This is a genomic window from Burkholderia sp. Bp8994 (genome assembly GCF_003853805.1).
GTDB lineage: Bacteria > Pseudomonadota > Gammaproteobacteria > Burkholderiales > Burkholderiaceae > Burkholderia.
Genome location: NZ_QTQH01000005.1, coordinates 179263 through 206260, shown reverse-complemented (window position 1 = coordinate 206260; position 26998 = coordinate 179263). Strand labels below are relative to the sequence as shown.

At 64.3% G+C, this 26998-nt stretch carries 25 protein-coding genes; 9 read left to right on the top strand and 16 right to left on the bottom strand.

What is annotated here, in order from left to right; genetic code table 11:
• The first annotated feature begins 4 nt into the window (after nucleotides 1-4).
• The 4 genes from DIE04_RS07110 to DIE04_RS07095 all read left to right on the top strand — a co-directional run bounded on the left by DIE04_RS07110 (nucleotide 5) and on the right by DIE04_RS07095 (nucleotide 5339).
• Nucleotides 5-1225, top strand: a complete 1221-nt coding sequence (locus DIE04_RS07110) for an MFS transporter (RefSeq protein ID WP_124488924.1) — start codon at nucleotides 5-7, stop codon at nucleotides 1223-1225.
• Nucleotides 1226-1441: 216 nt separating this feature from the next.
• Nucleotides 1442-2260, top strand: a complete 819-nt coding sequence (locus tag DIE04_RS07105; RefSeq protein WP_044849270.1) for a TetR/AcrR family transcriptional regulator — start codon at nucleotides 1442-1444, stop codon at nucleotides 2258-2260.
• A gap of 380 nt (nucleotides 2261-2640) precedes the next feature.
• Nucleotides 2641-4395: an AMP-binding protein gene (locus DIE04_RS07100; protein ID WP_124522591.1), complete on the top strand. Its 1755-nt coding sequence runs from the start codon at nucleotides 2641-2643 to the stop codon at nucleotides 4393-4395.
• A gap of 29 nt (nucleotides 4396-4424) precedes the next feature.
• Nucleotides 4425-5339, top strand: a complete 915-nt coding sequence (locus tag DIE04_RS07095) for a DUF1571 domain-containing protein (RefSeq protein ID WP_124522589.1) — start codon at nucleotides 4425-4427, stop codon at nucleotides 5337-5339.
• Between the two features lie 33 nt (nucleotides 5340-5372).
• Here the strand turns inward: DIE04_RS07095 and DIE04_RS07090 are convergent, their stop codons facing one another.
• Nucleotides 5373-5657 (bottom strand): PXPV repeat protein, encoded by a 285-nt coding sequence (locus DIE04_RS07090; protein ID WP_044846004.1) that lies wholly within the window; start codon nucleotides 5655-5657, stop codon nucleotides 5373-5375.
• 295 nt (nucleotides 5658-5952) lie between these two features.
• Between DIE04_RS07090 and hfq the strand changes: the two genes are divergently transcribed.
• Entirely contained in the window at nucleotides 5953-6519 is a 567-nt protein-coding gene (hfq, locus tag DIE04_RS07085; protein ID WP_044846005.1) for an RNA chaperone Hfq, read from the top strand.
• An 83-nt stretch (nucleotides 6520-6602) separates the two neighbouring features.
• Here the strand turns inward: hfq and DIE04_RS07080 are convergent, their stop codons facing one another.
• The 14 genes from DIE04_RS07080 to DIE04_RS07015 all read right to left on the bottom strand — a co-directional run bounded on the left by DIE04_RS07080 (nucleotide 6603) and on the right by DIE04_RS07015 (nucleotide 20334).
• Nucleotides 6603-7310: a DUF2968 domain-containing protein gene (locus tag DIE04_RS07080; protein WP_124488921.1), complete on the bottom strand. Its 708-nt coding sequence runs from the start codon at nucleotides 7308-7310 to the stop codon at nucleotides 6603-6605.
• A gap of 54 nt (nucleotides 7311-7364) precedes the next feature.
• Nucleotides 7365-8756, bottom strand: a complete 1392-nt coding sequence (locus DIE04_RS07075) for a sigma 54-interacting transcriptional regulator (RefSeq protein WP_044846007.1) — start codon at nucleotides 8754-8756, stop codon at nucleotides 7365-7367.
• Between the two features lie 12 nt (nucleotides 8757-8768).
• Entirely contained in the window at nucleotides 8769-10721 is a 1953-nt protein-coding gene (locus DIE04_RS07070; protein ID WP_124522587.1) for a pilus assembly protein TadG-related protein, read from the bottom strand.
• A gap of 5 nt (nucleotides 10722-10726) precedes the next feature.
• Entirely contained in the window at nucleotides 10727-11053 is a 327-nt protein-coding gene (locus DIE04_RS07065; RefSeq protein WP_124522585.1) for a DUF3613 domain-containing protein, read from the bottom strand.
• Between the two features lie 20 nt (nucleotides 11054-11073).
• Nucleotides 11074-11916 (bottom strand): pilus assembly protein, encoded by an 843-nt coding sequence (locus DIE04_RS07060; protein WP_124522583.1) that lies wholly within the window; start codon nucleotides 11914-11916, stop codon nucleotides 11074-11076.
• Nucleotides 11917-11933: 17 nt separating this feature from the next.
• Nucleotides 11934-12926 (bottom strand): type II secretion system F family protein, encoded by a 993-nt coding sequence (locus tag DIE04_RS07055; protein WP_124522581.1) that lies wholly within the window; start codon nucleotides 12924-12926, stop codon nucleotides 11934-11936.
• Nucleotides 12927-12930: 4 nt separating this feature from the next.
• A complete protein-coding gene (locus tag DIE04_RS07050) occupies nucleotides 12931-13923 on the bottom strand; it encodes a type II secretion system F family protein (RefSeq protein WP_124522579.1) in 993 nt (330 codons plus the stop codon).
• A complete protein-coding gene (locus DIE04_RS07045) occupies nucleotides 13916-15277 on the bottom strand; it encodes a CpaF family protein (RefSeq protein WP_124522577.1) in 1362 nt (453 codons plus the stop codon). The genes DIE04_RS07050 and DIE04_RS07045 overlap by 8 nt, the downstream gene beginning before the upstream one ends.
• A 3-nt stretch (nucleotides 15278-15280) precedes the next feature.
• Nucleotides 15281-16552: a fimbrial protein gene (locus DIE04_RS07040; protein ID WP_124488913.1), complete on the bottom strand. Its 1272-nt coding sequence runs from the start codon at nucleotides 16550-16552 to the stop codon at nucleotides 15281-15283.
• A 60-nt stretch (nucleotides 16553-16612) separates the two neighbouring features.
• Nucleotides 16613-17944 carry a type II and III secretion system protein family protein gene (locus tag DIE04_RS07035; RefSeq protein WP_124522575.1) on the bottom strand — a complete coding sequence of 444 codons (1332 nt, stop codon included), beginning with the start codon at nucleotides 17942-17944 and terminating at the stop codon, nucleotides 16613-16615.
• A gap of 64 nt (nucleotides 17945-18008) precedes the next feature.
• A complete protein-coding gene (gene cpaB / locus DIE04_RS07030; protein ID WP_124522573.1) occupies nucleotides 18009-18944 on the bottom strand; it encodes a Flp pilus assembly protein CpaB in 936 nt (311 codons plus the stop codon).
• Nucleotides 18945-19014: 70 nt separating this feature from the next.
• A complete protein-coding gene (locus tag DIE04_RS07025) occupies nucleotides 19015-19509 on the bottom strand; it encodes a TadE/TadG family type IV pilus assembly protein (protein ID WP_124522571.1) in 495 nt (164 codons plus the stop codon).
• Nucleotides 19506-20006: a prepilin peptidase gene (locus tag DIE04_RS07020; RefSeq protein ID WP_124522598.1), complete on the bottom strand. Its 501-nt coding sequence runs from the start codon at nucleotides 20004-20006 to the stop codon at nucleotides 19506-19508. The genes DIE04_RS07025 and DIE04_RS07020 overlap by 4 nt, the downstream gene beginning before the upstream one ends.
• A 100-nt stretch (nucleotides 20007-20106) precedes the next feature.
• Complete coding sequence (locus DIE04_RS07015) at nucleotides 20107-20334, bottom strand: Flp family type IVb pilin (protein ID WP_124522568.1); 228 nt, start codon at nucleotides 20332-20334, stop codon at nucleotides 20107-20109.
• 669 nt (nucleotides 20335-21003) lie between these two features.
• Between DIE04_RS07015 and DIE04_RS07005 the strand changes: the two genes are divergently transcribed.
• The 4 genes from DIE04_RS07005 to DIE04_RS06990 all read left to right on the top strand — a co-directional run bounded on the left by DIE04_RS07005 (nucleotide 21004) and on the right by DIE04_RS06990 (nucleotide 26456).
• Nucleotides 21004-22617 (top strand): collagen-like triple helix repeat-containing protein, encoded by a 1614-nt coding sequence (locus tag DIE04_RS07005; protein ID WP_124551438.1) that lies wholly within the window; start codon nucleotides 21004-21006, stop codon nucleotides 22615-22617.
• Nucleotides 22618-22657: 40 nt separating this feature from the next.
• Nucleotides 22658-23998: a collagen-like triple helix repeat-containing protein gene (locus DIE04_RS07000; protein WP_124522564.1), complete on the top strand. Its 1341-nt coding sequence runs from the start codon at nucleotides 22658-22660 to the stop codon at nucleotides 23996-23998.
• 144 nt (nucleotides 23999-24142) lie between these two features.
• Nucleotides 24143-25828, top strand: a complete 1686-nt coding sequence (locus tag DIE04_RS06995; protein ID WP_044846020.1) for a ShlB/FhaC/HecB family hemolysin secretion/activation protein — start codon at nucleotides 24143-24145, stop codon at nucleotides 25826-25828.
• A 166-nt stretch (nucleotides 25829-25994) separates the two neighbouring features.
• Nucleotides 25995-26456: a DUF2147 domain-containing protein gene (locus DIE04_RS06990; RefSeq protein WP_124488928.1), complete on the top strand. Its 462-nt coding sequence runs from the start codon at nucleotides 25995-25997 to the stop codon at nucleotides 26454-26456.
• Nucleotides 26457-26559: 103 nt separating this feature from the next.
• On the opposite strand, the gene DIE04_RS06985 is transcribed toward DIE04_RS06990, so the two are convergent.
• Nucleotides 26560-26970 carry a transposase gene (locus DIE04_RS06985; protein WP_124572950.1) on the bottom strand — a complete coding sequence of 137 codons (411 nt, stop codon included), beginning with the start codon at nucleotides 26968-26970 and terminating at the stop codon, nucleotides 26560-26562.
• Nucleotides 26971-26998 lie beyond the last annotated feature (28 nt).

Sequence of the window (26998 nt, the reverse complement as noted above, 5' to 3'; positions counted from 1 at the left end):
GGACATGAGCTGGACCCGCGAACAACGCAACGTCACGATCGCCGCCTACCTGGGCTGGACACTCGACGCGTTCGATTTTTTCCTGATGGTCTTCGTGCTGAAGGACATCGCCGCCGAATTCGCGTCGACGATCCCCGCCGTCGCGTTTGCGCTTACGCTCACGCTCGCGATGCGCCCGATCGGCGCGCTGATCTTCGGGCGGCTCGCCGATCGTTTCGGCCGCCGCCCGACGCTGATGGTCAACATCGCATGCTATTCGCTGCTCGAGCTCGCGTCGGGCTTCGCGCCGAGCCTCACCGCGCTGCTCGTGCTGCGCGCGCTGTTCGGCATCGCGATGGGCGGCGAATGGGGCGTCGGCTCCGCGCTGACGATGGAAACCGTGCCGACCCATGCGCGCGGCTTCGTGTCGGGCCTGCTGCAGGCCGGCTATCCGAGCGGCTACCTGCTCGCGTCCGTCGTGTTCGGCCTGCTCTACCAGACCATCGGTTGGCGCGGGATGTTCATGGTCGGCGTGCTGCCTGCGCTGCTCGTGCTGTACGTGCGCACGCACGTGCCCGAATCGCCGGCCTGGAAGCAGATGGAAAAGCGCCCGCGCCCGAGCCTCGGCGCCACGCTGCAGCAGAACTGGAAGCTCACGATCTACGCGATCGTGCTGATGACCGCGTTCAACTTCTTCTCGCACGGCACGCAGGATCTCTACCCGACCTTCCTGCGCGAACAGCATCACTTCGATCCGCACACCGTGTCGTGGATCACGATCGTGCTGAACATCGGTGCGATCGTCGGCGGCCTGTCGTTCGGCGCGATCTCGGAGCGGATCGGCCGCCGCCGCGCGATCTTCATCGCCGCGCTGATCGCGCTGCCGGTGCTGCCGCTGTGGGCGTTCTCGAGCGGCCAGCTCGCGCTCGCCGCCGGCGCGTTCCTGATGCAGATCTCGGTACAGGGTGCGTGGGGCGTGATCCCCGTCCACCTGAACGAGATCTCGCCCGACGAGATCCGCGCGACCTTCCCCGGCGTCGTCTACCAGCTCGGCAACCTGCTCGCGTCGGGCAACGCGACGATGCAGGCATCGCTCGCGGTCTCCCAGGGCAACAACTACAGTTTCGCGCTGGCGCTCGTGGCCGGTATCGTCGCCGTCGTGATCGCCGTGCTGATCCTGTTCAGCCGCGAACGGCGCGGCGTCGACATGACGCAATCGGTCAATACGCGTACCACCGCCGGCTGAAGCCGCGCATTGCCGCGACGCACCATCGCGCGTGCCCCGTCCCGCCGGGGCCGCGCGACAGACTTTCCGCATCCGCACATCGAACTAGAGGAATTTGTCCAGATTCCGCGCTTGCCCGCGCCGTACGCGTTTTTTTATCTTAATAAAAACGGCTGTTTGAATCAGATAATCAAATCACCTGTTCGCGGCCGGGCAACCGGCATTGGGAGGCGGGACATGGCAGTCAGTCAGGAGGGGCGAGCGTCCGCGGGACGACCGTCCGGGACGCGGTCATCCGGCAATCGGCAGACCGGCGGGACGAAGGCGCGCATTCTCGATGCGGCCGAGGACCTGTTCATCGAACATGGCTTCGAAGCGATGTCGATGCGGCAGATCACGTCGCGTGCGACGGTGAACCTCGCCGCGGTCAACTACCACTTCGGCAGCAAGGAAGCGCTGATCCACGCGATGCTGTCGCGCCGGCTCGACCAGCTCAACCTGGAACGCCTCGGCATCCTCGACCGCTTCGATGCGCAGCTCGGTGCGCACATCACCTGCGAACACGTACTCGGCGCGATGTTCATTCCCGCGCTGAAGGCGTCGCGCGACCCCGAGCGCGGCGGCCCCGCGTTCCTGCGGCTGATCGGCCGCGCGTACACCGATCCGTCGCCGTTCGTGCGCAACTTCCTGACCGCGCACTACGCGAGCGTCGCCGGCCGCTTCTTCGATGCGTTCCAGCGCGCGCTGCCGCATCTGCCGCGCACCGAGCTCGGCTGGCGGCTGCACTTCGCGATCGGCGCGCTGTCCGGCGCGCTGGCCGGTGCCGAAACCGAAAGCCTGATCGACGAATTCTCGCAAGGCCGCACGATGAACGACGTGCAGATGATCGCGCGGCTGTCCTCGCTGATCGTCGCCGCGCTGAAGGCACCGATGCCCGACAGCGCGCAGTTGTCGATCTTCGCGGCCGTGCTCGACGATGCGGGCGCGAGCGAAGCGTTCGGGCTGTCGTCGAGCACGGCTGCTGCCGATACGGCGACGGCGCCTTCGGCGAGCTGATCGCACCAGGCCGCGCAGGCGGCGTTTCACGATTTGGGCGGCCCGGGCCGGCGTTGATGCGCCGGCCCGGGCCGAACGAATGTCATGCGGCGGGAGAGCCAAGGCAGGCTTGCTTTCGTCGCCGAAAAGCATGGGGTACGAGTAAGCGCTGGAGTGCTGACTCTCACTGACTGCGAAGCATGGGCCGGGAGTAAGCGCTGAAGTGCCAACTCTCACCGACCGCAAAGCACGGGTGAGCGTAAGCGCTGAAGCGCCAACTCTCACCGACCGCAAAGCATGGGGCGAGAGTAAGCGCTGAAGCGCCAACTCTCACCGACCGCGAAGCATGGGGTACGAGTAAGCGCTAAAGCGCTAACTCGTACCGACACCGGAGACACATCATGGCCTCATCCCCAGCAACCGCAGCGGCCCAGCTCCCGCCGAACAGCGACGGCATCTGGTACGCGTCGTATCCGCCCGGCGTGCCGCACGAGATCGACGTCACGCAATACGCATCGCTCGTGCAGTTCTTCGACGAATGCACGACGCGCTTCGCCGAGCGGGTCGCCTACGTGAGCGCCGGCGCATCGATGACCTACCGCACGCTCGCGCAGAAAGTCGACGCGTTCGCGTCGTATCTGCAAAGCACCGGCGTAAAACCGGGCGACCGCGTCGCGATCATGCTGCCGAACACGTTCCAGTACCCGGTCGCACTGTTCGGCACGCTGAAGGCCGGCGCGATCGTCGTCAACGTCAATCCGCTCTACACCGCGCGCGAACTCGCGCACCAGTTGAAGGACAGCGGCGCGCAGACGATCGTCGCGTTCGAGAACTTCGCGCGCACGCTGCAGGACGCGCTGCCGGAAACGCAGGTGAAGAACATCATCGTCACCGCGCTCGGCGACCTGCTCGCCGACGGTTTCAATGCGAAGGGACGCCTGATCAATTTCGTGCTGAAGCACGTGAAGAAGCTCGTGCCGGCCTACAACCTCCCGCAGGCGATCCGGCTGCGCTCCGCCCTCGCACTCGGCGCACGCGGCAAACCGCAGCCGGTGCAGACGACCCGCGACGATCTCGCGTTCCTGCAGTACACCGGCGGCACGACCGGCGTCGCGAAAGGCGCGATGCTCACGCACGGCAACCTGATCGCGAACCTGCTGCAAGCGAAGGCGTGGATCGCCGACCAGGTGTCGGGCGACGTCGAGACCGTGCTCACGCCACTGCCGCTCTATCACATCTATTCGCTGACGGTGAACGCGTTCATCTTCATGGGGCTCGGCGGGCGCAACATCCTGATCGCGAACCCGCGCGACATGAACATGGTGATGAAGATCATCCGCAACGAAACGTTTACCGGGATCACCGGGATCAACACGCTGTACAACGCGTTCCTCGACAACGACGAATTCCGCAAGCGCGACTTCTCGAAGCTCAAGCTCGCGATGGCGGGCGGCATGGCGATGCAGCGCGCGGTCGCGGAACGCTTTCAGCAAGTCACGGGCCGGCCGATCGTCGAGGGCTACGGGCTCACCGAATGCTCGCCGATCGTCACGATGAATCCGGTGAACCTGAGCGACATGGCCGGGTTCAGCGGCTCGATCGGCCTGCCCGCCCCGTCGACACTCGTGCGCTTTCGCCGCGAAGACGGCACCTGGGCCGCCGTCGGCGAGCCGGGCGAGCTGTGCGTGCACGGCCCGCAGGTGATGCGCGGCTACTGGCAGCGGCCCGACGAGACCGCGAAGGTGATCGACGCCGACGGCTGGCTCGGCACCGGCGACATCGGCGTGATGGACGAGCGCGGCTTCATCCGCCTCATCGACCGCAAGAAGGACATGATCCTCGTGTCGGGTTTCAACGTGTATCCGAACGAGATCGAGGAAGTGCTGGTCATGCATCCGGGCATCAGCGAAGCCGCTGCGATCGGCATCCCGGACGAAGTACAGGGCGAACGGATCAAGGTCTTCGTCGTGCGCCGCGACCCGACGCTGACGGTCGACGACGTGCTCGCGCACTGCCGCAAGAACCTGACCGGCTACAAGATGCCGAAATTCGTCGAGTTCCGCGATGCGCTGCCGCAGACCAACGTCGGCAAGATCCTGCGCCGCGCGCTGCGCGACGAGGAACTCGCCAGGATCAAGGCCGCGAAGCAAGGCTGAACGATCCAACGCGCCCGGAGACGCTGTCGATGAACGAAGGAACGAAGCGCCGCGCGCGGTACGCCGCCGCGGCACTCGCGTGCGTGCTGTCGCTCGCGCAAGCCGGCCTGCACGCCGAGGAAACCGCCGATGCCGCGAGCGCGGTACAGGAGGCCGCACTGCCGGCGGAGCTGGCGAAGGTCACGCGCGAGCCGGTCGCGCAGCAGGCGCGCTGGCTGCGCACGGCCGCCCAGCGCGGCGTGCTCGCGCAACTCGACGACGCGACGCTCACGGCGCTGTTCAAGGCCCTCGATCCGCTCGCCGTGCCGCTCTATATCCGCAATGGTCCCAACGGCTATCCGTCGTACCAGTTCACGATGGTGCGCCAGGAACGCATCAGCGGGAAATGGTCCGACACGCCCGACCGCATGCTCGTGAAGACGACCCGCGAACCGTTGCGCGTTTATGCGAAATGGCTGCCGGGCGGCGCGCATGCGGGACAGGAGACGATCTACGACACGACGCGGCGCAAGGACGAGATGTACGGCCATCTCGGCGGCCTGCTCGGCAAGATTCCGTTGTGGACGGCGCTCGACGGCGCACTCGCGCGTGCGCAGTCGAATCACCAGGTGAAGGATCTCGGCACCGAGTTCATCACGAACCTGTACCTGACCGAAGGAAGGAAATACCAGGAAGCCGGCGTGCAGCGGCCGACCCAGGTGGAGGCGAAGACGATCGGCGGTGTGCGCGTCGTCGCGCTCACCTACGAGACGCCGACCGGCCGGCCGCAGTTCTACGCGAAAAAGGAAATCCTCGGGCTCGACCTGCACGCGCCCTACTTCAGGACCATCGAATCCTATGACAACGACGGCAGGATCTTCGAACGGATCGTCATCGAGAAAATCGCGCCGGCGACGCTCGACGAATCCGCGTTCGACCCGAAGAACCCGGACTATGCGTTCTGATCGTCACCGGCGCCGGCGCCACGCAGGTCGCGCTCAATCATCATCGTCGTCGTGGTGATGCTTGTGCCAATGCTTGTAATAGTGCTTGCGCCATTTCCGGTAGCCGTCGTCGTCCTCGTCGCCGTAGTAGCCGTATCCGTAACCCGGATAAGCGACTACCGCAGGCTGGGGCGCCACATAGACCGGTGCCGGCTCGACATAGACCGGTGCGACCGGCACGCCGATGCCCACCGACAGGTCGACGCGCCCCGCCATTGCACTGCCGGAAGCGAGCAACGCCACACTCCCGATCCACACCGCCAATCCCCTCTTGTTCATGTTCCCCTTCCCGGATCCGCCGGCCTGCCCGGCATGCGCGTGGAATGTAATCCCGCCGCGCGCCGCCAGGTGCTACGCCATTGCGAGATTCGTAACGCGACGTAACGAAACGGCACTAGCCATTCGACCGAATCGCGAAAATGCACGGGAACGTCTATAGTGGGTTACGGTTCGACACAATCACGACTGCGCGCTGGTGGAACGAACAGGGTAAAATCCCGCCAAACACTTGGTGGGCAACCACGCCACACACACGCACAACATATTCTCTGACGCAGGCTCCTGCCGCACCTCAATGGCCAATCCCGCAGAATCCCATCCGCAAAACGACTTCATCAATTCGGCGCGCAAGGAACGTAAGCGCGTTGAAATCTATCTCGTCAACGGCATTCGTCTGACGGGATGTATCGAGTCGTTCGACCAGTATCTGGTGATGCTGCGCACCCCCGTGGGTCTGCAAGGCATCTACAAGCGTGCGATTTCCACGATCCAGCTCGACACGGGCGGCTCGCGCCCGGGCGGCGGCGGTCCCCGCGGCCCGCGGCCCGGCGGTCGGCCGGGCGGCCGCGAAGGCGGCGGCCACAGCCCGTACGGCTCGCACGGCGGCTCCCGCGAATCGCGTGGCGACGGCGGCGGCTACGGCTCGCGCGAGCCGCGTGAAGGTTACGGTTCCCGTGAACCGCGCGAGGGTTATGGCGCGCCGCGCGAGCCCCGCGAAGGCTATGGCGCCCCGCGCGAAAGCTACGGCGCACCGCGCGATGCCGGCGACGCATCGGGCAACACGTCGCCGTCCGACGCACGCGGCGGCAACGGGCCGGTGATCGTCACGCGCCGCCGGCGAATCGTGCCGGACGGCCAGTAAAACAAAAGGGCAAGCCAGGCGGCTTGCCCTTTTTTCTGGCGGATCGGCGCGGCATGTCGCCGCACCGGCCGTGCCGTGATCGCTCAGTGTGCCGTCGTCGGCAAACCTGCGTCGGCCTCCCGCTGCAGCGAACGCACCTGCTGCTGCAACGCGCGCAGTTGCGACTGAAGCGCCGCCTGTTGCGCCTGCAGCGCCGCCGTTTCGTTGCGGACGCTCTTCTGGCGATCCGCGACCGCCGCCTGCTGCTCGCGGGCGATCGAGATATCGGCCTGCAGACGCCGCGCCCGCTCCTGCGCGACTTCGATCTGCCGGTCCGTCTGCACCTTCTGCGACTCCAGCTTCGCCGCACGCAGCTCGTTGACGGACAGCCGTTCCGCCTGACGCGAGAAATCGCGATAGATCGCTTCCGCGCGCGCTTCGTCGTAAGTCTTGATCACGCGCCAGAACGCCTTCTGCTGGAACAGCGCGACGAAATAGGAACCGTCCTTCACGCTGAACAACTGGCTCGCGCCGTAGCTGCCGTTATAGCTGGTGCGCATTTCCGTCAGCGAATGCGCCTGGATCTGGCGCTGCAGTTCGTCAACCGTGCTCTGCCCCGTCGTCTCGCCTGCCTGCGGCTGTATCGAGGTTTGAACCTGTTGATCGATCACCGGAATCGCCGCCACCGGTGCCGACGCCTGCTGTACCGCCGGCGATGCATTGCCCGCCAATCCCTGCGCGAACGCGCCCTGCATGCCTCCCATCATCGCGAGCAACACCCACGCCCGCCCCAACCCCGTCATATGGCTCATGAATTTTGATTCCTGCCCGTGTCGTTGTAATTCAGCGCGATTTTATCGCATTAATTATTCGCTTTCGCGGGTCTCGGGCTCTTCGTCGAAGATCTGATATTTGCGCATCTTTTCCCACAGCACCTTCCGGCTGATGCCGAGCTGCTGCGCCGTATCCTGGCGTCGCCAGCCGTTTGCGTCGAGGGCCGCGATCACGCGGCTGCGCTCGTTCATGTCCCACTTGCTGCGGTCGACGAAGACCTCCGCCACGCTCTCCGCCGGCACCGGCTGCGCCGCATTGCGCGCATGCGCGACCAGCCGCTGGAGTCGCGCGGCGTCCCAGCCGCCCGTTTGCCGCACCGTCACGCCGACGCGCTCCGCAAGGTTGCGCAGCTCGCGCACATTGCCGGGGAAATAGCTGTCCGCCACCGCATCCGCGAGCCAGTAAGGCAGGTCGGACAGTTGCGCGAGCCGTTCGTCGCCCACCACCTCCGCGACGAACGACTTGAACAGCGCAATCTTGTCGACCGCGCCCCGCTCTTCCAGCGACGGAATGCTCAGTTCGATCACCGCGAGCCGGTAATAAAGATCCGCGCGGAACAGGCCTTCCTTCACGAGCTGCGGCAGCTTCTTGTTGCTGGCCGCGACGAGACGGAAATCGACCTTGATCGGCGTCGTCGCGCCGACCCGCAGCACGGCGCCGTCCTCGAGCACGCGCAACAGCTTGACCTGCTGATACAACGGCAGATCGCCGACTTCGTCGAGGAACAGCGTGCCGCCCGCCGCCTGCTCGAAATAGCCTTTATGCGCAACAACCGCGCCGGTAAACGAGCCTTTTGCGTGCCCGAAGAACAGCGATTCGAACAGGCCGTCCGGAATCGCACCGCAGTTGACCGGCACGAATTCGCCGTCGCGGTAGCGCGAATGCTTTTCGTGGAGTAATTGCGCGATGCGTTCCTTGCCGACGCCGGTTTCGCCGTGCAACAGCACGTTGGTGTCGCAGTCGGCGAACATATCGACCTCGTGCAGCAGCGCCTGCATCGACTCCGAGTGCGCGACGAGTTCGGACGGCCGCAGCGTATCGGCCGCATGCGCGCGCAGCTGCGTGACGAGCTTGCCGATCATCCCGCGCAGCTCGGCGCACGTGAAGTCGAGCGGCAGGATGTGCGAATAGTCGGGCGGATACTGCGACGCGTCGTGGTCGCGCGCCGCGCCGACCCAGACGACCGGCATGCCGATGTTGGCCTGCCAGTCGCGCAGGAACGCCGCACCGGTCTCGATCATCGTCACGCTGATGATCGCGAGCGATGGCCGCAAGGCGGCGCGCTCCGGCGAGATTTCCGCATTGTCGGCGCGGATCACCTCGACGTCGAAGCTCGCCATGCAGCGGGCAACGCGGTCGACAATGTCCGCCTTGCCTTCCCAGACGTACAGGTCGAGTTCTGCGATTGCGGAGGGGGTTCTCATAATAAAAGCCTGTTACTGACCGACAAGTTGTGCGGCATTGCATGTCAGCGAAATCTGATGAACGTTCGCTTGGCCAACCTGAACGCCCAGCAGATTTAGCAACGGTACGATCAAGGTATCAAGCGATGTCAATATCGGGCCGAGGAGTGTGCCGAGCAGCGACGATAGTGTGCTAACTGGTACCGGGACATTGATCGTTCCAATGAGGGGAAGCGTCAAGGCAATGTCCAGCGATTGGAGGTTCAGGTTCGCAAGGGCTGTCGCCAGTTGCGAACCGAGCTGATTCGAATAAGTGGTCCAGTTCGGATTCCTCGACCAGCCGTTCGAACATGTCGGCGACGATGCCGAATAGTTGGCCGTGTCGGCACAGAACTGCGGCGGCGTGTTGCCACTGTTGCTGCCATACGGCGCACTATATGATTCATCTCCCGCGACCTGAAGCACCGGATTGCCGACATTCGCCGTGACCGGCAGTGACAGCACCGTCACGCCCGCAAGGATGACGTTCAGGTTCACGATTTGCAGTGTCCCGGTCGCGGCGGGGCAGCTACCCGAATTATTCAGATTAAGCATGCCGCCCGGGGGCGTACTCACGCACAGACGAGCGATACCGGGCTTCGCACCGATCGTGACCGTCGACGTGTCGATAGTCGGCCCGCATTTGGTGGCCGCCAGCCATGCCGTGGCCGGCCCACCCACGACCAGATAGAGTGGCAACTTGAGACCGCTCAGCTGTGCACTAAGAAGCGATGGAAGACCAGGAATCGAAACACTGAGTGGCGGGGTCTGCACATCCAGGAACAACCCGATCTGAGCAGACGATGCCTGTGTCCGCCAAACCCCGTTCAATTGACCGGCCTCGCCGACGGCCAGCGACGGCGGGCTCAGAATCTGCAGTTGCACATTCGTAGCGGTATTCGCGCCAAGCGGCAACGTAGCATTCAACGAAACCGCCTTCCCGGCATTCGCGACTTGTGCCGTCGTTGTCAATAAATCCAGCAGGTTGACCGTGGCGTCAGCGGCGGAATCGGGATTGCCGAGGCCCAACTGCAGGAGCGCATTTGCCTGATTCGCCAGCTTAATCGTCGTGTTCGGGATGTAAACGATCGGTATCCGACCCAGGGCGGCGAGCCCTGCCTGCAACTGCGCGACATATCCAGGATTGTTGTTCTGACCAGTCTGTAAAGTATTAAGGTCAAGGTTGGCCAGTTTACCCAGCATCGTTGACATGCCGATCGACGTCGTGGTGAGTCCACTTACCGTACCGACGCCAACAGCTGTCGCGATATCGACAAGCCGGATGTTGGCATTAGCAATCGCTTGATAGTCGCCAACCTGCAGGTTGATGCTCGTCCCCAGCAACGAAGTCAGAATGGCATTTAGCCATACTGGATTTACGCTCGCGATCGTCGCACTGACGGAGAACGAATCGATTGCGGTTGCCCTCGCGGTAGAACTGGCGGTTACCGTCGGCGATCCACGGCCGGCCGCGGACAACAATCCGAGAAACGAGTAATTCACACGGCGATTTAACGTGACCCGTGCGGCATTGAACTGCGTAAGACTCGCAGCCGCCTCTTGGTAAGACGCATTGCTTCCCGCTGGCGGATCCCAGCGTCCGCAACTCGTTACGATCTGATCTGTCCCGGCAACCGGGGATTTTGTGCCAACCGGATACGCGTCATTCTGGCCAGCATTATTCTGTGCTGCCTGAATAGCACTCGCGCATTTGACATCAATAGGATCGACCGACTGGGCCGCCGCCAACGCAGCCAGATCCGCGATCCGCTGCAAATCCCGCTTCTGGAAATACAGATTCCCGATGTCAACGGCACCCAACACGACCATCGCGACCATTACCCAAACCGCAGCCATGACCGCAATGGAGCCGTGCTGACGTCGCGCCGCCGGCCAACCAGCGCCGCGCCACCGAGTTCCATGTGATTGATCTGCACGCATCGTCATCTGGCCTACTGCGCCCCCTGCCCGCCGCCCTGCATGCCGCCGGACGCCCCGAGTTGCGTGCTCATCGACTCCGGAATCTTGTTCTTGAACGAATCGAGATAGCGCTGGTAGACGAGTGATGCAACATCCCCGAGCAACGGTTGCGTCGATGCTGCCGCGCGGTTCTCGCCCTGCATCACCAGCCAGTCGCGGGTCGAGCGGCCCACGTCCGACGCGGCCGGCATCGTACCCTGCTGCGCATAGGCGGCGACGCTGCCGAATGCCATGCTCGCGATCATGCCCAGCACCATGATTCGACCCACACGCATGTTTCGATAATGTTTATTGTTCATGTCGTTCCCCGCACGTCCGTTCATTGTGCAAACCGTTGCAGCAGCGGCACGGTCTGGTCATAGCCGAAATTGTTTGCCATCGGCGTGACCGGCGCAGCTGCGGCCTGCCGAGACACCACCGACGGCGTCGCTACCGCGCGTTGCTGAGCACGCGCCGCTGCCGCAATTCTTGCGGCATCGCTGCTGATTTCCTTACGGATATCTGCCTGCAAATGCTGCTGGTTCATCAACCGCTGCGCATCCTGCGCGCGCCCTGTCGCGAGCAGATACAAAGTGAGATTGCTGACGATCTTCGGGTTGCGTTGATCCAGCTCGGCCGCCTTCATCAAGGGTACTCGCGCACCAACGATATCGCCGTTGCGCAATTTCGCATAGGCCAGATCGGACAGCAGCAACGCATCGGTCGGTGCCAGTTCGGATGCCTGCGTCAACGCTTGCACCGACCGGCCAAAATCGCCGGCGGCACCGGCGATCAACCCGAGCCCCCGGTAACCGCGCGCTGCGAGTGGCGTCTTCAGCAACTGCATATACGCGGCTGCGCTAGCGGCTGGCTGGTCGGTCATCCGCAGCGCGTCCGCGCGCAGCAGAATCGTGTCTGGCGATACTCCGTACGCCTTGTCGTACGCATCGATGTGTGCAAGTGACGCGTAATAGAGGCCCTGGGCCTGCATCCGCTGGATCAGTCCGAGATACATCCCGGGTGTATCGGGCACCGCATGTTTCTGGTCAGCCGCCTGAATCAGCGCTGCCCGCTCGGTCTGTCCGCCGACGCCATACCCGCTTTCCTTGGCCGCGCATGCACCAAGCAGCAAAACTGCCGCCGCCATACTCGTGTGCATCGCCATCCTGATGATCCGCTTCATGGTCTTTCCTTCCACCATCAATGATGCGCTGACAGCGCATGCATCACCGCCAGAAACCCGGGGCCGGCCGTCACGATCAGAAGCGCGGGCAACAGCGTCAGGACCATCACGCCCGTCATCTTCACAGTCAATCGACCGATCCGCTCGCGAAGCATTGCGCGGCGCGTCTCGCGCAGCCTGTCACCGAACTGCCTGAGCGGCTCCTGAACCGCGCCGCCGTGCTTGTCGACCTGCACCATCAGCCGTGCAATCGCGCGCAAGTCCTCGTTATCGAACCCGCTCGACAACCGCTGCATCGACTGCTCACGCGTGCGGCCCGTTGCGAATTGACGCTGCGCGATCCCGACTTCCGACGACAGAACCGGCATCATCCCCCTGAAATCGTTCGTCACGACCTGCAGGCTTTGATCCAGCGACAATCCCACGCCCTGCAACAGGCGCAGCATGTCGACGAGTAAAGGCAGTTCATCGACGACGCTCTGGCGCCGTGCCGCTGCACGACGGCGCACATAGAGTTTCGGCAGCATGAAGCCAAACCCGAATGCGGCGAACATGCCTATCGTCCAGTGTCCGCCTTTCATTCGCCCACTCGCGACTACCGCGAAAAGCACCGGCACCGCGATCCCACAAGCGATCCGTGCGATCAGAAACAGCCCGCGTGTACGCGCGTCGACGTAACCGCATTGCTCGAGTAGACGACGATCCTCATCCGCTACGATGTGCTTGCCGAACCCGGTTTCAAGCAAGCGCATCCCTGTCGCCGAAAGCCGTGCAAGCAAACGCTCGACGCACTGCCGACCGTGCGTGTCGGATTTCGGAGCGACATCCGCATCGGCTACGCCCCCTAGCTTGGCCGCTTCGTGTGCAGCCATACGCTGATCGAGCGCATCGGCCAGCGCGCGTTCGACACGCGACGCGGCGCTCGCTCGCAGCAATGCGATCATTCCGAGCAGCAGCACGCCGAGCGCGCCGAGCGCGAGAGCGATTGATCCAATCTGAGTTGCCGTCATCGCATCACCTGAGTCGAGCCATTCGGTACAACCACACGCTACCCGCCATCTGCATCAGAAATGCGAGTATGAGGAGCACTCGTCCGCCCGGATCAATCCACATGCCTTCCAGATACTTCGGATTGGTCATCACGACAAAACTGCCGATCGCGATCGGCAGCATCATGAGCACGAACGCCGACAACCGTGTCTCCGCCGACATCGCCGCCAGTTCGCGCTCCGCCTGCTCGAGGTCGCGCATGAACACGGCCATGCGCTCGAGCATCACGTCCGCACGGCCGCCATATTTGACCGACAATCGCAGCACGGATCCGAGAAGTTCGAATTCCTTCGTCCGGTAGATCTTCGCGATATGAAGCATCGCGCGATCGATCTCGACACCTGTGCGCAACATCCGGGACACGTGGTCGAGACACCCCCGCAGCGGCTCCTCCGTCGTCAGCAGCGCTGCCTGGAATGCGGCCGGCACGCTGTTGCCGAGCGTCACCAGTCGCACGATCCCGTCGAGAAACGATGGAATCTGCCGGACGATCTTCAGTCGACGCCGCTGGATGCGCGATGTGAGCCAGATGCCGAAAATCGCGCTCCCGCAGACAAGCGCAGCGAAACACGCGAGCACGCCGCCGCGGCTGCCCGCGATTGCCGCAACCGTCACGAGAGCCGCCAGCGCGACGATCGCCTTGCCGCGTGCCCCTTCGATCCCGGCACGGTTCACGAGGTCGGTCAGATACTCCGTCGCCATCGCAAGCCAGTGCACCCAGAAAGCACCGGATGCCGCATTGCGCGCGCCACTGGATGACGACACGGCACGCGGCGCCGCGGATGCTGCCGGTCTTGCAGCCGGTGCCGCCGCGCGTGCGCCGGGCTCCAGCCGACTGTCGATGAAGCGCTTCGCATCGGTGCGCACGCGCCGGGTTTCCGCATGTCGCCACAGCATCAGTGCCGATGCCACGCACAGCATCGCGACCGCGAGCATCCAGATCGTTGCGCTATACATTGAAGCCCCCGCCGCGACCGAAACCGCCGCCGCCAAAGCCGCCGCCGAAACTGCCCAGGCCGCTGTTCGTCAGCGTCTGGCGGAAACGCGCGAGCTTCGGCGAATGCGGATGAATGCCCAGCGACTCCCAGTGATCGACTTCCTCGCCCTCCGGCGTGACGCGCGCTTCGTAGCGATACAGTTCCTGCGTCGCGATGATGTTGTCGGACAGCCCAGTCACTTCGGTGATCGACAGAATCCGGCGGCGCCCATTCGACAGGCGTCCGATCTGCACGATGAAGTCGATCGCGTTCGCGATCTGGCGACGCAGGCTCGATTCGGTCCCCTGGAAGCCCGCGAAGCCGGCGAGCATCTCGAGACGGTACAGGCACTCGCGCGGCGAACTCGCGTGCACGGTGCCCATCGAGCCGTCGTGGCCCGTGTTCATGGCCTGAAGCATTTCGAGCACTTCACCGCCGCGCACTTCGCCGACGATGATCCGGTCCGGACGCATCCGCAGCGTATTGCGCAACAGATCGCGAATCGTCACGACGCCACTACCGTCGAACCCGCCCGGCCGGCTTTCGAGGCGCACGACGTGCGGGTGGTTCAGCGACAGTTCCGCCGTATCCTCGATCGTCACGACACGCTCGGCCTCCGGAATGTGGAACGCGAGCGCATTGAGCAGCGACGTCTTGCCCGAGCTCGTGCCGCCCGACACGAGCACGTTGCAGCGGGCCTCGACCGCCGCCTCGAGCAATGCACCGATCTCTTCGTTGTACGTGCCGTTGCCGAGCAGGTCCGAGGGCTTGAGCGGGTCCTTGCGGAATTTCCGGATCGACACGATCGGGCCGTCGATCGACAGCGGCTCGATCACGACGTTCACGCGGCCGCCGTCGGGCAGTCGCGCGTCGACCATCGGGTTCGATTCATCGAGACGGCGCCCGATCGGCGCGAGGATCCGGCGCACGATTCGCAACAAATGCGCGTTGTCGGTGAAGCGCACCGGCAGCTTCGCTAGTATCCCGTGACGCGACACGTACACGTCGTTGTAGCCGTTGATCAGGATGTCCTCGACCGCCGGATCCGCGAGCAGATCCTCGATCGGCCCGAAGCCCGCGAGTTCCTTCGTCAGCGCTTCCGCAATCGCACGCACCTCGTTCTCGTTGAGCGGAATGCGGCGCAGGCGCACGAAGCTGTCGATCTCGAGATCGACGAACTGATTGATCGCCTGGCGCGACCATCGGCCGAACTCGGCGCCCAGCTCCTCGATACGCGTCAGCAGGTGCTCGTGCGCGGCATTCTTGATGTCGTGGAATTGCTGCGTCTGGGAGAACGGCGCTGCGCCGTCGGCGAATTGAATGTCGTGTGCCATCGGTTACGACCGCTTGGACGAAGGTTGAATGAAACGTTTGAGCGCGGACAGGCCGGGCGCCGCGCGCGACGCGCCCGCCATGCCCGATACGCCGGGCAACCGCGCGGCGAGGGATTCGAGTGCGCGCACGTAAGGATCACGCTCTGCCGCATCGACGATGAGCCGCCCCTGGTTCGCCGCATGGCCGATCGCGACGCGGCGCGCGGGCAAGCTGCCGACCAGCGACAACCCGAGACGCTCGGCGATCTGTCCGGGCATCAGGCCCAGCGCGGGATCGTACTGGTTGACCACGAGCTTGACGCGATCCGTATCGACGCCCCCATCGCGCAACCCGGTGATCAGGTCGACGGCCGAAACGATCGATGCGACGCCTTGATCGCAGACCAGCCACGCCTCGTCGGCCGACGCGGCGATCTGCGTGACGAACTCGCGATTCGAGAACCCGCCGAGATCGACGACCTGCTGGTCGAAGAACGCGCGAAGGCGGTTCAGCAAACCGATGCATGACGCATAGGACACATCGCGCAACGCGCCGAGGTCCGGCGGCAGCGTCGTCAGCGCGACACCGCTCTGATGCCTCGTGAGTGCGGTGTTCACGAACGTGCGGTCGATGCGGCGCAGGTTCTGCACCGCATCGATGAAATGAAATTCGCAACGCGTGTTCAGAAACAGCGCGCCGTCGCCGGCCGGCAACCCCAGGTCGATCAGCGCGGTCTGGCGGCCGGCCGGCGCACCGCCGTCCGTGCCCGCCGCACCCGGCCCGAGTGCCCGCTTCTGAAGCCAGACCGCGAGATTCGCTGCGAGCGTGCTGACCCCCATGCCCGCGCGCGCGCCGAGCAACGTGACGACCTTGCCGTGACGGCTCGTCGGCTCGCCGACGTGGGATAGCAATCCACGCGTCGTCCGCAGTGCGTCCTCGGCCGATGCCGACACGTCGATGAAATCGCGCACGCCCGCGCGCAGTGCGGCAAGCGTGCTCTCCGGCTGGGTGAGCGAGCCAAGTGCGACGATCGGCAACCCCGGATGTGCCGCGCGTACCGTGGCCGCAGCGACGCTCGCCGCTTCGCTGCGTTCGGAGAAATCGATGAACACGAGCGCCGGATTGAGCCCCGTGATGCGCTGCGCAAGCACGCCCGGCTCCAGCGACGCGGCCTCGACCGCACCGGCCGACACCAGCGTATCGGCCAGCCAGCGCACATGCGCTTCCTTTGTCGATGCGCAAACGAAGTAGTCGGTCACGGCGGGTTCACACAACGATTGGGTTCGTGCATTCATGTCGAACACCCCCGATTACGCAAGGCGTAGCAATGTGCCACGACGCGCAATGCCTCAGATTCATTTCGAAAACCCCGGTGCCGCATCCGGCGATGCCGCACCGCCCAGGTAGGATCGCCATACCGGCCCGTCGCGCTGCTCGGACAATTCGCCGGGCGTCGCAGGCAGCACCGCCCCCTTCGCAATCGGTGCGACGAGATGCGGTGTCACGATGATCAGCAATTCCTTGTCGTTCTGCTGGTAGTTCAGGTTCTTGAAGAACGTGCCGATGATCGGCAGGTCGCCGAGCAGCGGCACCTTGCTCACGTTCGACATCGTCTGGCGATCGATCAGGCCGCCGATCACGAAACTCTCGCCATCGCCGAGTTCGACCGTCGTGTCGGCGCGACGCGTCGTGATGCCCGGCACGGCGACACCGCTGATCGTCACGCTGTTCACGAAATCGAGCTGGCTCGATTCCGGCGCGACCTTCAGCGCGATCCGGCTTGGGCTCAGCACCGTCGGAGTCAGCGACAGTCCCACACCGTATTGTTTCCACTGGATCGCGGTCGAGCCAAGCCCCTGCGGCGACGGAACCGGGATCTCGCCGCCGGCGAGGAAGCTGGCGCTCTGGCCGGACAGCGCGACGAGCGTCGGCTCGGCGAGCACGCGCGCCAGATTGTTCGCTTCGAGCAGCGACAGGTCGGCGAAGATGCCGTGCCCGGCTGCGTTCGCGACCAGGTTGAACGCGGATGCGACGGGGGCGCCGAGCGTCGGAAGATATCCGGCCGACCCGGGCCCGGAGCCGCCGCTATACGATTGCACGCCGCCCGGTGAAAACGAGCCAAACGAGAATCCGTTGCTCTGCTTGAAGAAGTTGAACCCCACTTGCTTGAGCACGGTGCGGCTGAACTCGACCACGCGTACGTCGACCTGCACGACATTCTTGCCAGCCAGTGTCGAGCGATCGATCAGCGTGCCCTTCGTGTTCATGTTTTTGGCGACTGCCGCTGCTCGTTCGTGAGCATCGAGCGAAGCGGACGTTCCCCGCAACACCGACGTCCCACCGTACGCTTTCACCTGCGGCATCGAACCGTCGAGCACCGCGTGCGCAGACGCGTCGACGACTTCCACATTCCAGGCCGTCGGCTCGTCGTGACCGCGTTCCCACAACATCACGTTCGTTGCGCCCGGCGCTTTCGCGGTCAGCAGCACGGACCCGGAACCACTGCCCTTCATGATCAACACGTCGGCGATCGCAGGATCGCCGACTGCGACACGCTGCAGCGCACGACCTGCAGAAATCTGTCGCTGCGCGCCGACCGCGAGTTCAATCGTGCCGCTCGCGCTTGCAGTGGATGCGAACGTCAAGGTCCAGAGAGCAATCGCGAATGCAGTCAGTATATTTTTCATTGTTTGTTGGGCCGTCGCACGGCCTTTACTTGTCGTCGCAGATATCGATGGCCACCGATGTTGTTCAATATGCAACCGTTTCCGACCGGCCGCCGCGGATCAGCTCGATGCTGCCGCCACCTCCGCCGCCGCCCGGTCGCGTCACCGGCGGCAAGCGCGACGGCAATGGCGGCACGTTCACGTTGGCCACCGCGGTCCTCGACGTACCGGACAACTGTTGCAGCGATACGCCGGCCGCGGCAAGCGCCGACGGCGACAACTTGTTGTCCGTACGCACCGCCACCGTCTGCATCGCAAGCTCGTCGTCGCGCGGATTGCGCAGTGCGAGCGTCAGCCGGCCGCTCGCCTCTCCGAGCGTCAGCGCATCGACCTGTGCGGTCGGTATCGCGAGTATCGCGATACGCGTGTTGCTCGGCTGACCGTTATTGCCGTTCGTGCTGCTGCCGCTGTCGCGCTCCGACGTCGCGTCGCCAAACGACAGCACCCGCACCTTCGACATCAGGAGCCGCGCTTGCGTCTGCGAGACTTCGCTATCGAACATCGTGCCGCTACCTTCGCGCTTCAGGTTCAGGAACACGTCGACGAAGTTGCCCGGCCGCAACCGGTTGCCGACCGCATTGGTCTCGTCGACGCGAACCGCGATCGCCCGCTCGCCCGGCTGGACGTCCTCGGCAAGCCCCGACACCAATGCGTCCGATACGACCGGGGCCGACGCCGGGATGTCCCTCACAGGAACGCGACCAACCACGCTTGCCGGATCGGCAATCGCACCTGTCGGCGCGGAAACAGTCGGTTGAACCTTCAACGCATCGGCGACAATCGGCTGACCTACCGGCAAAGTCCGTGTTGCGACCACGACCGGTACCGGATTCCCGGCAACGACCTGCGGTGCCGGAGCGGAGCCTGGCGTACTGCGTCCGAGCATCCATGCATAGATTCCGAGCAGTACGGCGATCGCGATCAGCAGCCCGGCGATGATCTTCGTCAAATTGTTGGTCATGTTGAAAGAAGTGTGAATGCCGGAATGAAGGCCCGAAAGTTCTTATGTCGCGCGACTCGCGATGCGTATGTCACAGCATGGACTGCGGGATTTGCACTACTGCCGAGCTCGTAAGCGGCCCGCTCAGCACTTGCCCCAAAAACGGCATCGTCGTCAGCCACTGCAGAGGCGAATAGCTCACGGTGACCGTAAGACAGTTCGTCAAACTCGACGAGCCGGCGCTGCACGTATTCGTCTTTACCGTTACCGACACCGGTTGCGGATTGCCGTTCAACCAACCCAGCGCACCCAAGGCGGTATTGCACGCGTTCTGCGTACGCGTGAGGGAATTAGGCAGGGACGTACAGTGATTCTGGTCGGAGCCGAGGCTCGGCGCATAATTCAACCCGGCACGCGCCCCTTCACTGACCGCGAATGTCAAGCTCTGCTGAATGACAAAAACCATTCCGAAGCTGACGATCGCATAGAAGATCATGAAGAACAGCGGAAACACGATCGCGAATTCGACGGCCGTCGCGCCTCGCTGATGATGCCGCCATCGGCATGCCCTGCTTCGTCGTTTCATCGTCCCCCCCCTGTCGCGACGAGGTAGACAAGCCATCCGGCCGCTGGCACCACGAGACACGCCGCATAGGGCGTCGCCCGATATCCGTCCAGCATTAGCATGGGCTCGCGATGCGGCCACAATGCCCGGATTGGCGTCCGCGATAACAGCATCAACGCAAGTACGTGAACACCGGCCGCAAGACTGGCTGCAATCCAGAACCCGAGCAGCGTGCCCGCACCACACCAAGCCCCGAGGACGGTGAAAATTTTCACGTCCGCCGCGCCCATGACACGCAGCAAGAAAAGAGGAAAAAGAACGATCAGCCCGGCGAGCATGCCAACCATCGCCTGAACTGGAAGGATTCCAAATGGATTCGCATTTAGAAACGCGCCCAAGAGTCCGGCCGCCAGTCCAATCAGGACCAGCGAGTTTGAAATACGCCGGAAACGGATATCACTCGCCGCGACAAACAACGTCCAGACCAGGAATACCCCGATAAAAATAAAATGTGCCATCGCATCACGATCGGACGAACATGCCGCAACAGACGAATTGCCCCCGAGCGATTCGTCTGTCACGACACTACGACACTCTTATAGCAGTGATGAGATCGACTTATTTCCAGGGGGACGTGCAGGCAGCGTTGGCTGTAGTGGTGCCGCCGCTGGTTGTCGTAGGATTGGTGATGCAGGTCCCGAGATTGGAGAACATGGTACCAAGACTGCCCCCGATCGACGAAACTCCTGCAACGATGGCAACAGCAATCAGACCCGCAATCAGCCCATACTCGATCGCGGTAACCCCGTCTTCTTCCTTGAGGAAGCGCTTGATGAGTGCTTTCATTTTTTAATTCCTCGTGCCTGTATGTACGTTTTTTGGCCTTTTATACGTTGTACATCCTCGCATATCGGGCCCTTGCCCCGCGTCGTTCGCTACAACTAAGTAACGACAACCGGATGCGCTTTCTTTATATGTCACCCCGAGGGGTATGTATCACAATTTGATGCAAGTTAACATTCGCGATAGTGACCCTCCTCGAACGTCGTGTACCGAGCTGTACATTTCCTTACACCTGCTCCGGATTCTATATCCGATCGCATTTAACTTCCAACCTCTTTTAAGACCGGATCGAAAAAACTTTCCGGGAGCACAGCCGTATTTGTACGGCGTTTCGGTACGCCTTACACATAGGACTTACGATAGGTTAGATGTGCACACCTAATCCACCAGTAAAACAGCCGGAGCGCCCGCCAGGCCTGCACGCCCGCCCACGTTACGCCGCACGCGTAACGCCAATGTTGTGACGTTACGTTACGAAACGGCCGAAACCGTTCTCATTCGACCGTTCTTAAACAGATTCAACAATCTTTCAGTTTGCCTAAATCCCTTTTCCGACAAGGAATTGCCCCGTTTAAAACCAATCGTCGAACCGTCGGCCATCGAAATGGCACGACAGTTGCAGAGTAATCCCCGCATCACTCAACACAACATCAGCTTCAATGCGAGGACGAAATGGACATTAAGGTTATCCCTCATGGCACGCTCCGGACGACTATGATCGCGGCCACCGTGGCAGCCATGCTTTCCCTCTCCGCGTGCGGCGGCTCCGGTTCCATCAGCAAGGGGCTCAGCGGCGGCTCCAGCTCGGGCGGTGGCGACTCCGTCTCGACGTCGGGCGGCGGCACCTCGGGCGGCACGTCCGGTTCGACGAGCGGCAGCACGTCGGGCGGCACCAGTGGCTCGACCAGTGGCAGCACGAGCGGCTCGACGAGCGGCAGCACCAGCGGCACGACGAGCGGCACGACGAGCGGAACGTCCAGCGGAACGAGCGGCACCTCCGGTGTGTCGTCGAACGCAGTGGGTCAGGTCCTCGCAAGCGGCAGCAATCTCGTCACCAATCTCGGTGGCACCGTGTCAAACCTCGGCGGCGTCGTCGCCGGCCAGTCGTTGCCCGGCGTCAACCCGGCCACGACGCAAGCGGCGGGCGGCATCATCCAGAACGTCGGCGGCGCGGTCACTGCACTCGGTAATGGCCTCGGCAACGGCCTCGGCCAGCTCGGCGCAACGAAAGACCCGGTCGGCGTCACGGTCGCCAGCACCGGCGGCGTGGTGAACCAGCTCGGCGGCGCAGTCACGCAGACCGGCAACCTGGTCACGAGCCTCGGCAGTGGCCCGTTGTCGCCACTCGCTCCCGTCACCGGCGCCGTCGGCGGCCTCGTGACGCAGGTCGGCAACGCGGTTTCGAACGGTGGCACCACGCTGTCCAACGTGCTGTCGACCGGCCCGATCCAGCAGGTCACGCAGACGGTCAGCTCGGCGATCACGCCGATCACGACGATGGTCGGTCAGACGACGCAGACGATCGGGACGGCCACCGGCCTCGGCGCCCCGGTCAACACGCTGCTCGGCACGATCGGCAACGGCCTGAACCAGGCCGGCGCGGTGATTGCGTCGACGGGCGGCAATCCCGTCACGACCGGCCTCGGCAGCACTGTCTCGTCGACCGGCAATACCGTGAAGGCCGTCGGCGGCCTGCTCACGGGCGCCACCGGCGGCGCGACCAACCCGCTCGCGCCGCTCACGGGCCTGCTCACGACCGTCACCGGCACGCTCGGCGGCGCAACGGGCGGTACGAGCGGCGGCCCGCTCGCTCCGGTCACCGGCCTCGTCTCCACCGTCACCGGCGCACTCGGCGGCGCAACGGGTGGCACGAGCGGCGGTCCGCTCGCTCCGGTCACCGGCCTCGTCTCCACCGTCACCGGCGCACTCGGCGGCGCAACGGGTGGCACGAGCGGCGGTCCGCTCGCTCCGGTCACCGGCCTCGTCTCCACCGTCACCGGCGCGCTCGGCGGCGCAACGGGTGGCACGAGCGGCGGTCCGCTCGCTCCGGTCACCGGCCTCGTCTCCACGGTTACCGGCGCGCTCGGCGGCGCAACGGGCGGCGCGGGCGGCAGCAACCCGCTCGCTCCCGTGACGGGCGCCGTGTCCGCGGTCACCAGCACGGTCGGTGCCCCGGCACTGAGCGGCACCACGGGCGCCGTCACGAATTCGGGCTCGGGCTCGAACCCGCTCGCGCCTGTCACGTCGCTGCTCGGCGGCCTGCTCGGCGGCACGCACGGCAAGTAATCGAACATCCATTCATCGACAAGACAGCGAGGAGTCCATCATGTCCCAGCAACGTTCCATCACGACGGCCGCCCTGCGCCAATGGCGCGCGCCCCTCACCGCTTTCGCCGCAGCGTGCCTGCTGGCCGCCTGCGGCGGCAACAGCGTCAGCACGCCGCCGACGAGCAGCAATGCCGGCAGCAGCAGCGGCACCAGTGGTACGAGCGGCACCAGCGGCTCGTCCACCGGCACCAAGGGCGCTGTCAGCACGATAGGCCAGACGGCAACCGACCTCGGCAGCACGGTCGGCAACATCAGCGTGCCCGGCCTCGGCGACGGCGTGACGAAGGGTGTCGGCAGCACCGTCTCGAGCACCGGCACGATCATCAACGCGGCTGCCGATGCGTTGAGCAACGGGCTGGGACAGACCGGCTCGATCAAGGATCCCGTCGGCACGACGGTCGCCGGCCTCGGGAACGTCGTGGGCGCGACGAGCAACACCGTGTCCGGACTGAGTTCGACGGTCAAGGCGCTCGGCACGGGTCCGCTCGCGCCGCTCGCCCCTGTCACGACGCCGGTCGGAACCGTGCTCGACACGGTTGCCAACGGCCTGTCGGCAGCCGGCACGACGATCGGTTCGACGCTGTCGTCGGGTGCCGTGCAGCAGGTTACGCAACCGCTCAGCTCGGCGATCACGCCGCTGGTGATCACCGCAGGCCAGGTCACGCAACAGGTCGGCACGACCACCGGCCTCGGGCAGCCCGTGTCGGGCCTGCTCGGTCAGGTCGGCGGTGCAATCAGCTCGGCGGGCACGAAGGTCGCAAGCACGTCTAACCAGCCGCTCGTCGGCGACGTCGGCCAGCTCGTCACCGCGGTCGGCAACACCGTGACCAACGCGGGCGGCCTCGTGAACCCGAACGGTCCGAACGGCGCGGCACCGATCCCCGGCCTGCTCACCAGCCTCGTCGGCGGCTCGACGGCTACGGTCCAGAACGGCACGTCGTCGGGTTCCGGCTCGACGAACCCGCTCGGCGGCCTGCTGTCCGGCCTCGGCTCGACGCCGCTCGGTTCGCTCACGGGTGCGGTCGGCGGCGCAACGGGCAGCTCGGGCAGCAATCCGCTCGCGCCCGTCACGGGCCTCGTGTCGACGGTCACGGGCACGCTGGGCGGCGCAACGGGTGGTGCAGGCGGGGCAAACCCTCTCGCGCCAGTCACCGGTTTGCTGAATACTGTCACCGGAACAGTCGGCGGTGCAGCGGGAACCGGGGGTTCGTCGAGCCCGCTCGCACCAGTCACGTCGCTGGTCGGCAGCGTGACGGGTGCGGCATCGTCGGGCAGTTCGACGGGTCTGCTGGCACCGGTCACGGGGCTGCTGGGCACGCTGGGTAGCGTCGGCAAGTAAGGAGGACGATCGCGCCTTTGCAGCCGGAGCAGGAGGCGCGGCCGTACCAATACAACCGGCAATGCGGCACGCGGCGCGCGACACCCTGGTGTCGCGCGCCCGCATTAGAAAGAAGATGAAAAGCAAGGCCTACGAGGAAGAACAATGAAATCCAGACTCGACAGATGGATGATGCTGCTCGCTATCGCGGCAGCAGGCACGGCGCATGCACAAACGCGCGCGGCAGGTAACCCGCTCGATTCCCTCCCCCAGATCAACGCACCACAGAAAGGCCCGAGCGTCACCGTGCAGGTCGCGCCGCAGGCACCGCAACTGCAGGAACTGCTGTCGCGGCACCTGACGCCGACGACGTTCCAGGTCGAAGGCGTGAAGTCGGTACCGTTCGACGAGATCTCACGTCGCTTCACGCCCCTCGTCGGCAAGGACATCACGATCGGCGAGCTGATCGAAACCGCCAACGGCGTGACCAAGCTGTACCAGGATCGCGGCTATGCGCTGTCGTTCGCGTTCATTCCCGCGCAGACGTTCGAGAACGGCGTCGTGCGCGTCACGGTCGTCGAAGGCTATGTGTCGGACGTCAAGGTGACCGGCAAGCCCGGCGCGATGGAATCGAAGATCCGCGCGATCGCCGCGCACATCACGGCCGATCGCCCGCTGCGCCGCGCGACGTTCGAACGCTACGTGAACACGTTCGGTCTCCTGCCCGGCGTGTCGGTGAAGGCCAATGTGCCGCCGCCGCAGACGACCGACGGCGCAACGACGCTCGAACTGGCCGTCGACCGCAAGGCATTCAACATCAGCACCGGCATCGATTTCAATCACCCGGGCGTGCAGGGGCTCATCACCGCAACGGAGAACGGCCTCACGTCGTTCGGCGAGCAATTGAGCATTTCCGCGCTGGTGCCACCCGGACGCGACAAGCAGACCTACGTCGCATTCAGCGGTGCCGTGCCGGTCGGCAGCAGCGGCCTGGTCACGCGCCTCGACGCCAGCACGTATCGCGGCAAGCCGACCGACAACCCGGGCCTGCCGTCGACCGTCGAGCGCACCGTCAAGAACGAGAAGCTCGGTCTTTCGGCATCCTATCCGTTGCTGCTGAACAACCAGCGCAGCCTGCTCGGCACCGTGTCGGGCTATGCGTCGCACAACGAAGACCGCTACCAGAACAAGATCAGCGGCAACAGCATCGATACACGCTCGCAGGTCCGCGTGCTGCAGATGCAGCTCGACTATACGAGCGTATCGGCCAAGCAGGTACAGAAGCTGAGCGTGAACGTCGCGAAGGGCTTCAACATTCTCGGCGCGTCGAAATCGCAGGACATCACGATCGGCTCGAACACGACGTCGGTGGACAGCCCGATCTCGCTGACGTTCGTGCGCACCGGCGCGACCTTCACGCAGACCAACGAATGGCCGTTCAAGATCGGCACGTCGGTCTCGCTGACCGGCCAGTACAGCCCCGACTCGCTGCCGACGTCGGAGCAGATCTCGTTCGGTTCGACACGCTATGCCCTCGGCTACCAGCCCGGCGAAACGTCGGGCGATTCGGGCTGGGGAATGTCGCTGGAGGTCAACCGTGGGTTCACGCCGGGCTGGACGTACATGAAATCGATCACGCCGTACATCGCGTACGACATGGCGCGCGTGTATCTGCATACCGGCACGCCGTCGCCGAGCCGCCTGTCGTCGGTCGGTATCGGCGTGCGGTTTACCGACAGCCGCTACTACAGTCTCGACCTGAACATCGCGAAGCCGGTCGGCGATGCACCGGTTGAAAGCGCATCGCGCAGCCCGCGCGTGAATGCCGCGTTCTCGTATCAGCTCAACTGATCGGTCACCAAACAGCCTGCGTCTCGCGGGCCGTTTGGATTAGAACCCCCTCTATCAAACGCGGCGTGCGGTTTCACGTATTCTGGCAAAGCTCGCAACATGCCACCGCCCCATGCAGACGGTCGTGCGGGCACATCGAACACGACATGAAACAAGGAGGAAGACGATGATTCAACTGACCCGCCCGTTGCGCGCGCTGGCCGTCGCAAGCGCCCTGCTCGCTTGCGCCGCCCCAACCTTCGCCCAGGCCGACAGCCCCGTCGGCATGTGGCAGACGATCGACGACAACACGCATCAGCCGAAGGCGCTCGTACAGATCGCCGACGACGGCGAAGGCTCGCTGTCGGGCAAAGTCGTCAAGGGCCTCGGCGCCAATGACACGCCCGATCGCCGCTGCACCGCATGCACGGACGAGCGCAAAGATCAGCTCATCAAGGGCATGACGATCATCAAGGCGATGAAGAAGGACGGCGATCACTGGGACGGCGGCAACATTCTCGACCCGGAGAACGGCAAGGTCTACAAGTGCAAGATGTCGCTCGAAGACGGCGGCCAGAAGCTCGTCGTGCGCGGCTATATCGGCGTATCGCTGCTCGGCCGGTCGCAGACCTGGGTTCGCGCACAATGACGCAACGCGCGTCGACACGCTCGACGCGATAAAAAAATCGGCCTGCGACGACGTCGTCAGGCCGATTTTGTTTTGACGCCGACGTGCATGAAACCGATCGACATCACGCTGCGCGCTTCAGCGCATCCGCCGTGTAGCTGCGCGGTGCGCGATAGACCGGCGCCACGGCACTGCGCACAGCTGCCGCCTTCGATTGCGCGTGCTTGCGCATCCGCGTGGCCAGCTGGTCGCACAGATTCGCGCCTGCGTCGCCATATAACGCATGCATCACCTGCCGCAGCGTGCCGGTCTCGTGCCAGACCTTGAAACGGCGGTGGCAGGTTTGGTACGAGGGGTAACGACGCGGCATCGCGGACCAGGTCGCGCCGCTATAAATGACCCACAGCACGCCGTTTAGGACGGCGCGTGTATTGGCCAGTGGTCGGCCGCGCAACTCGGTGCGCGGCTGCATTTCGGGAAAAAACGGCGCGACGCAGCGCCACTCATGGTCGGTCAGATCGCGGTACGGTGTCATGGATATCTCCAGCCTTGGGAACCATGAC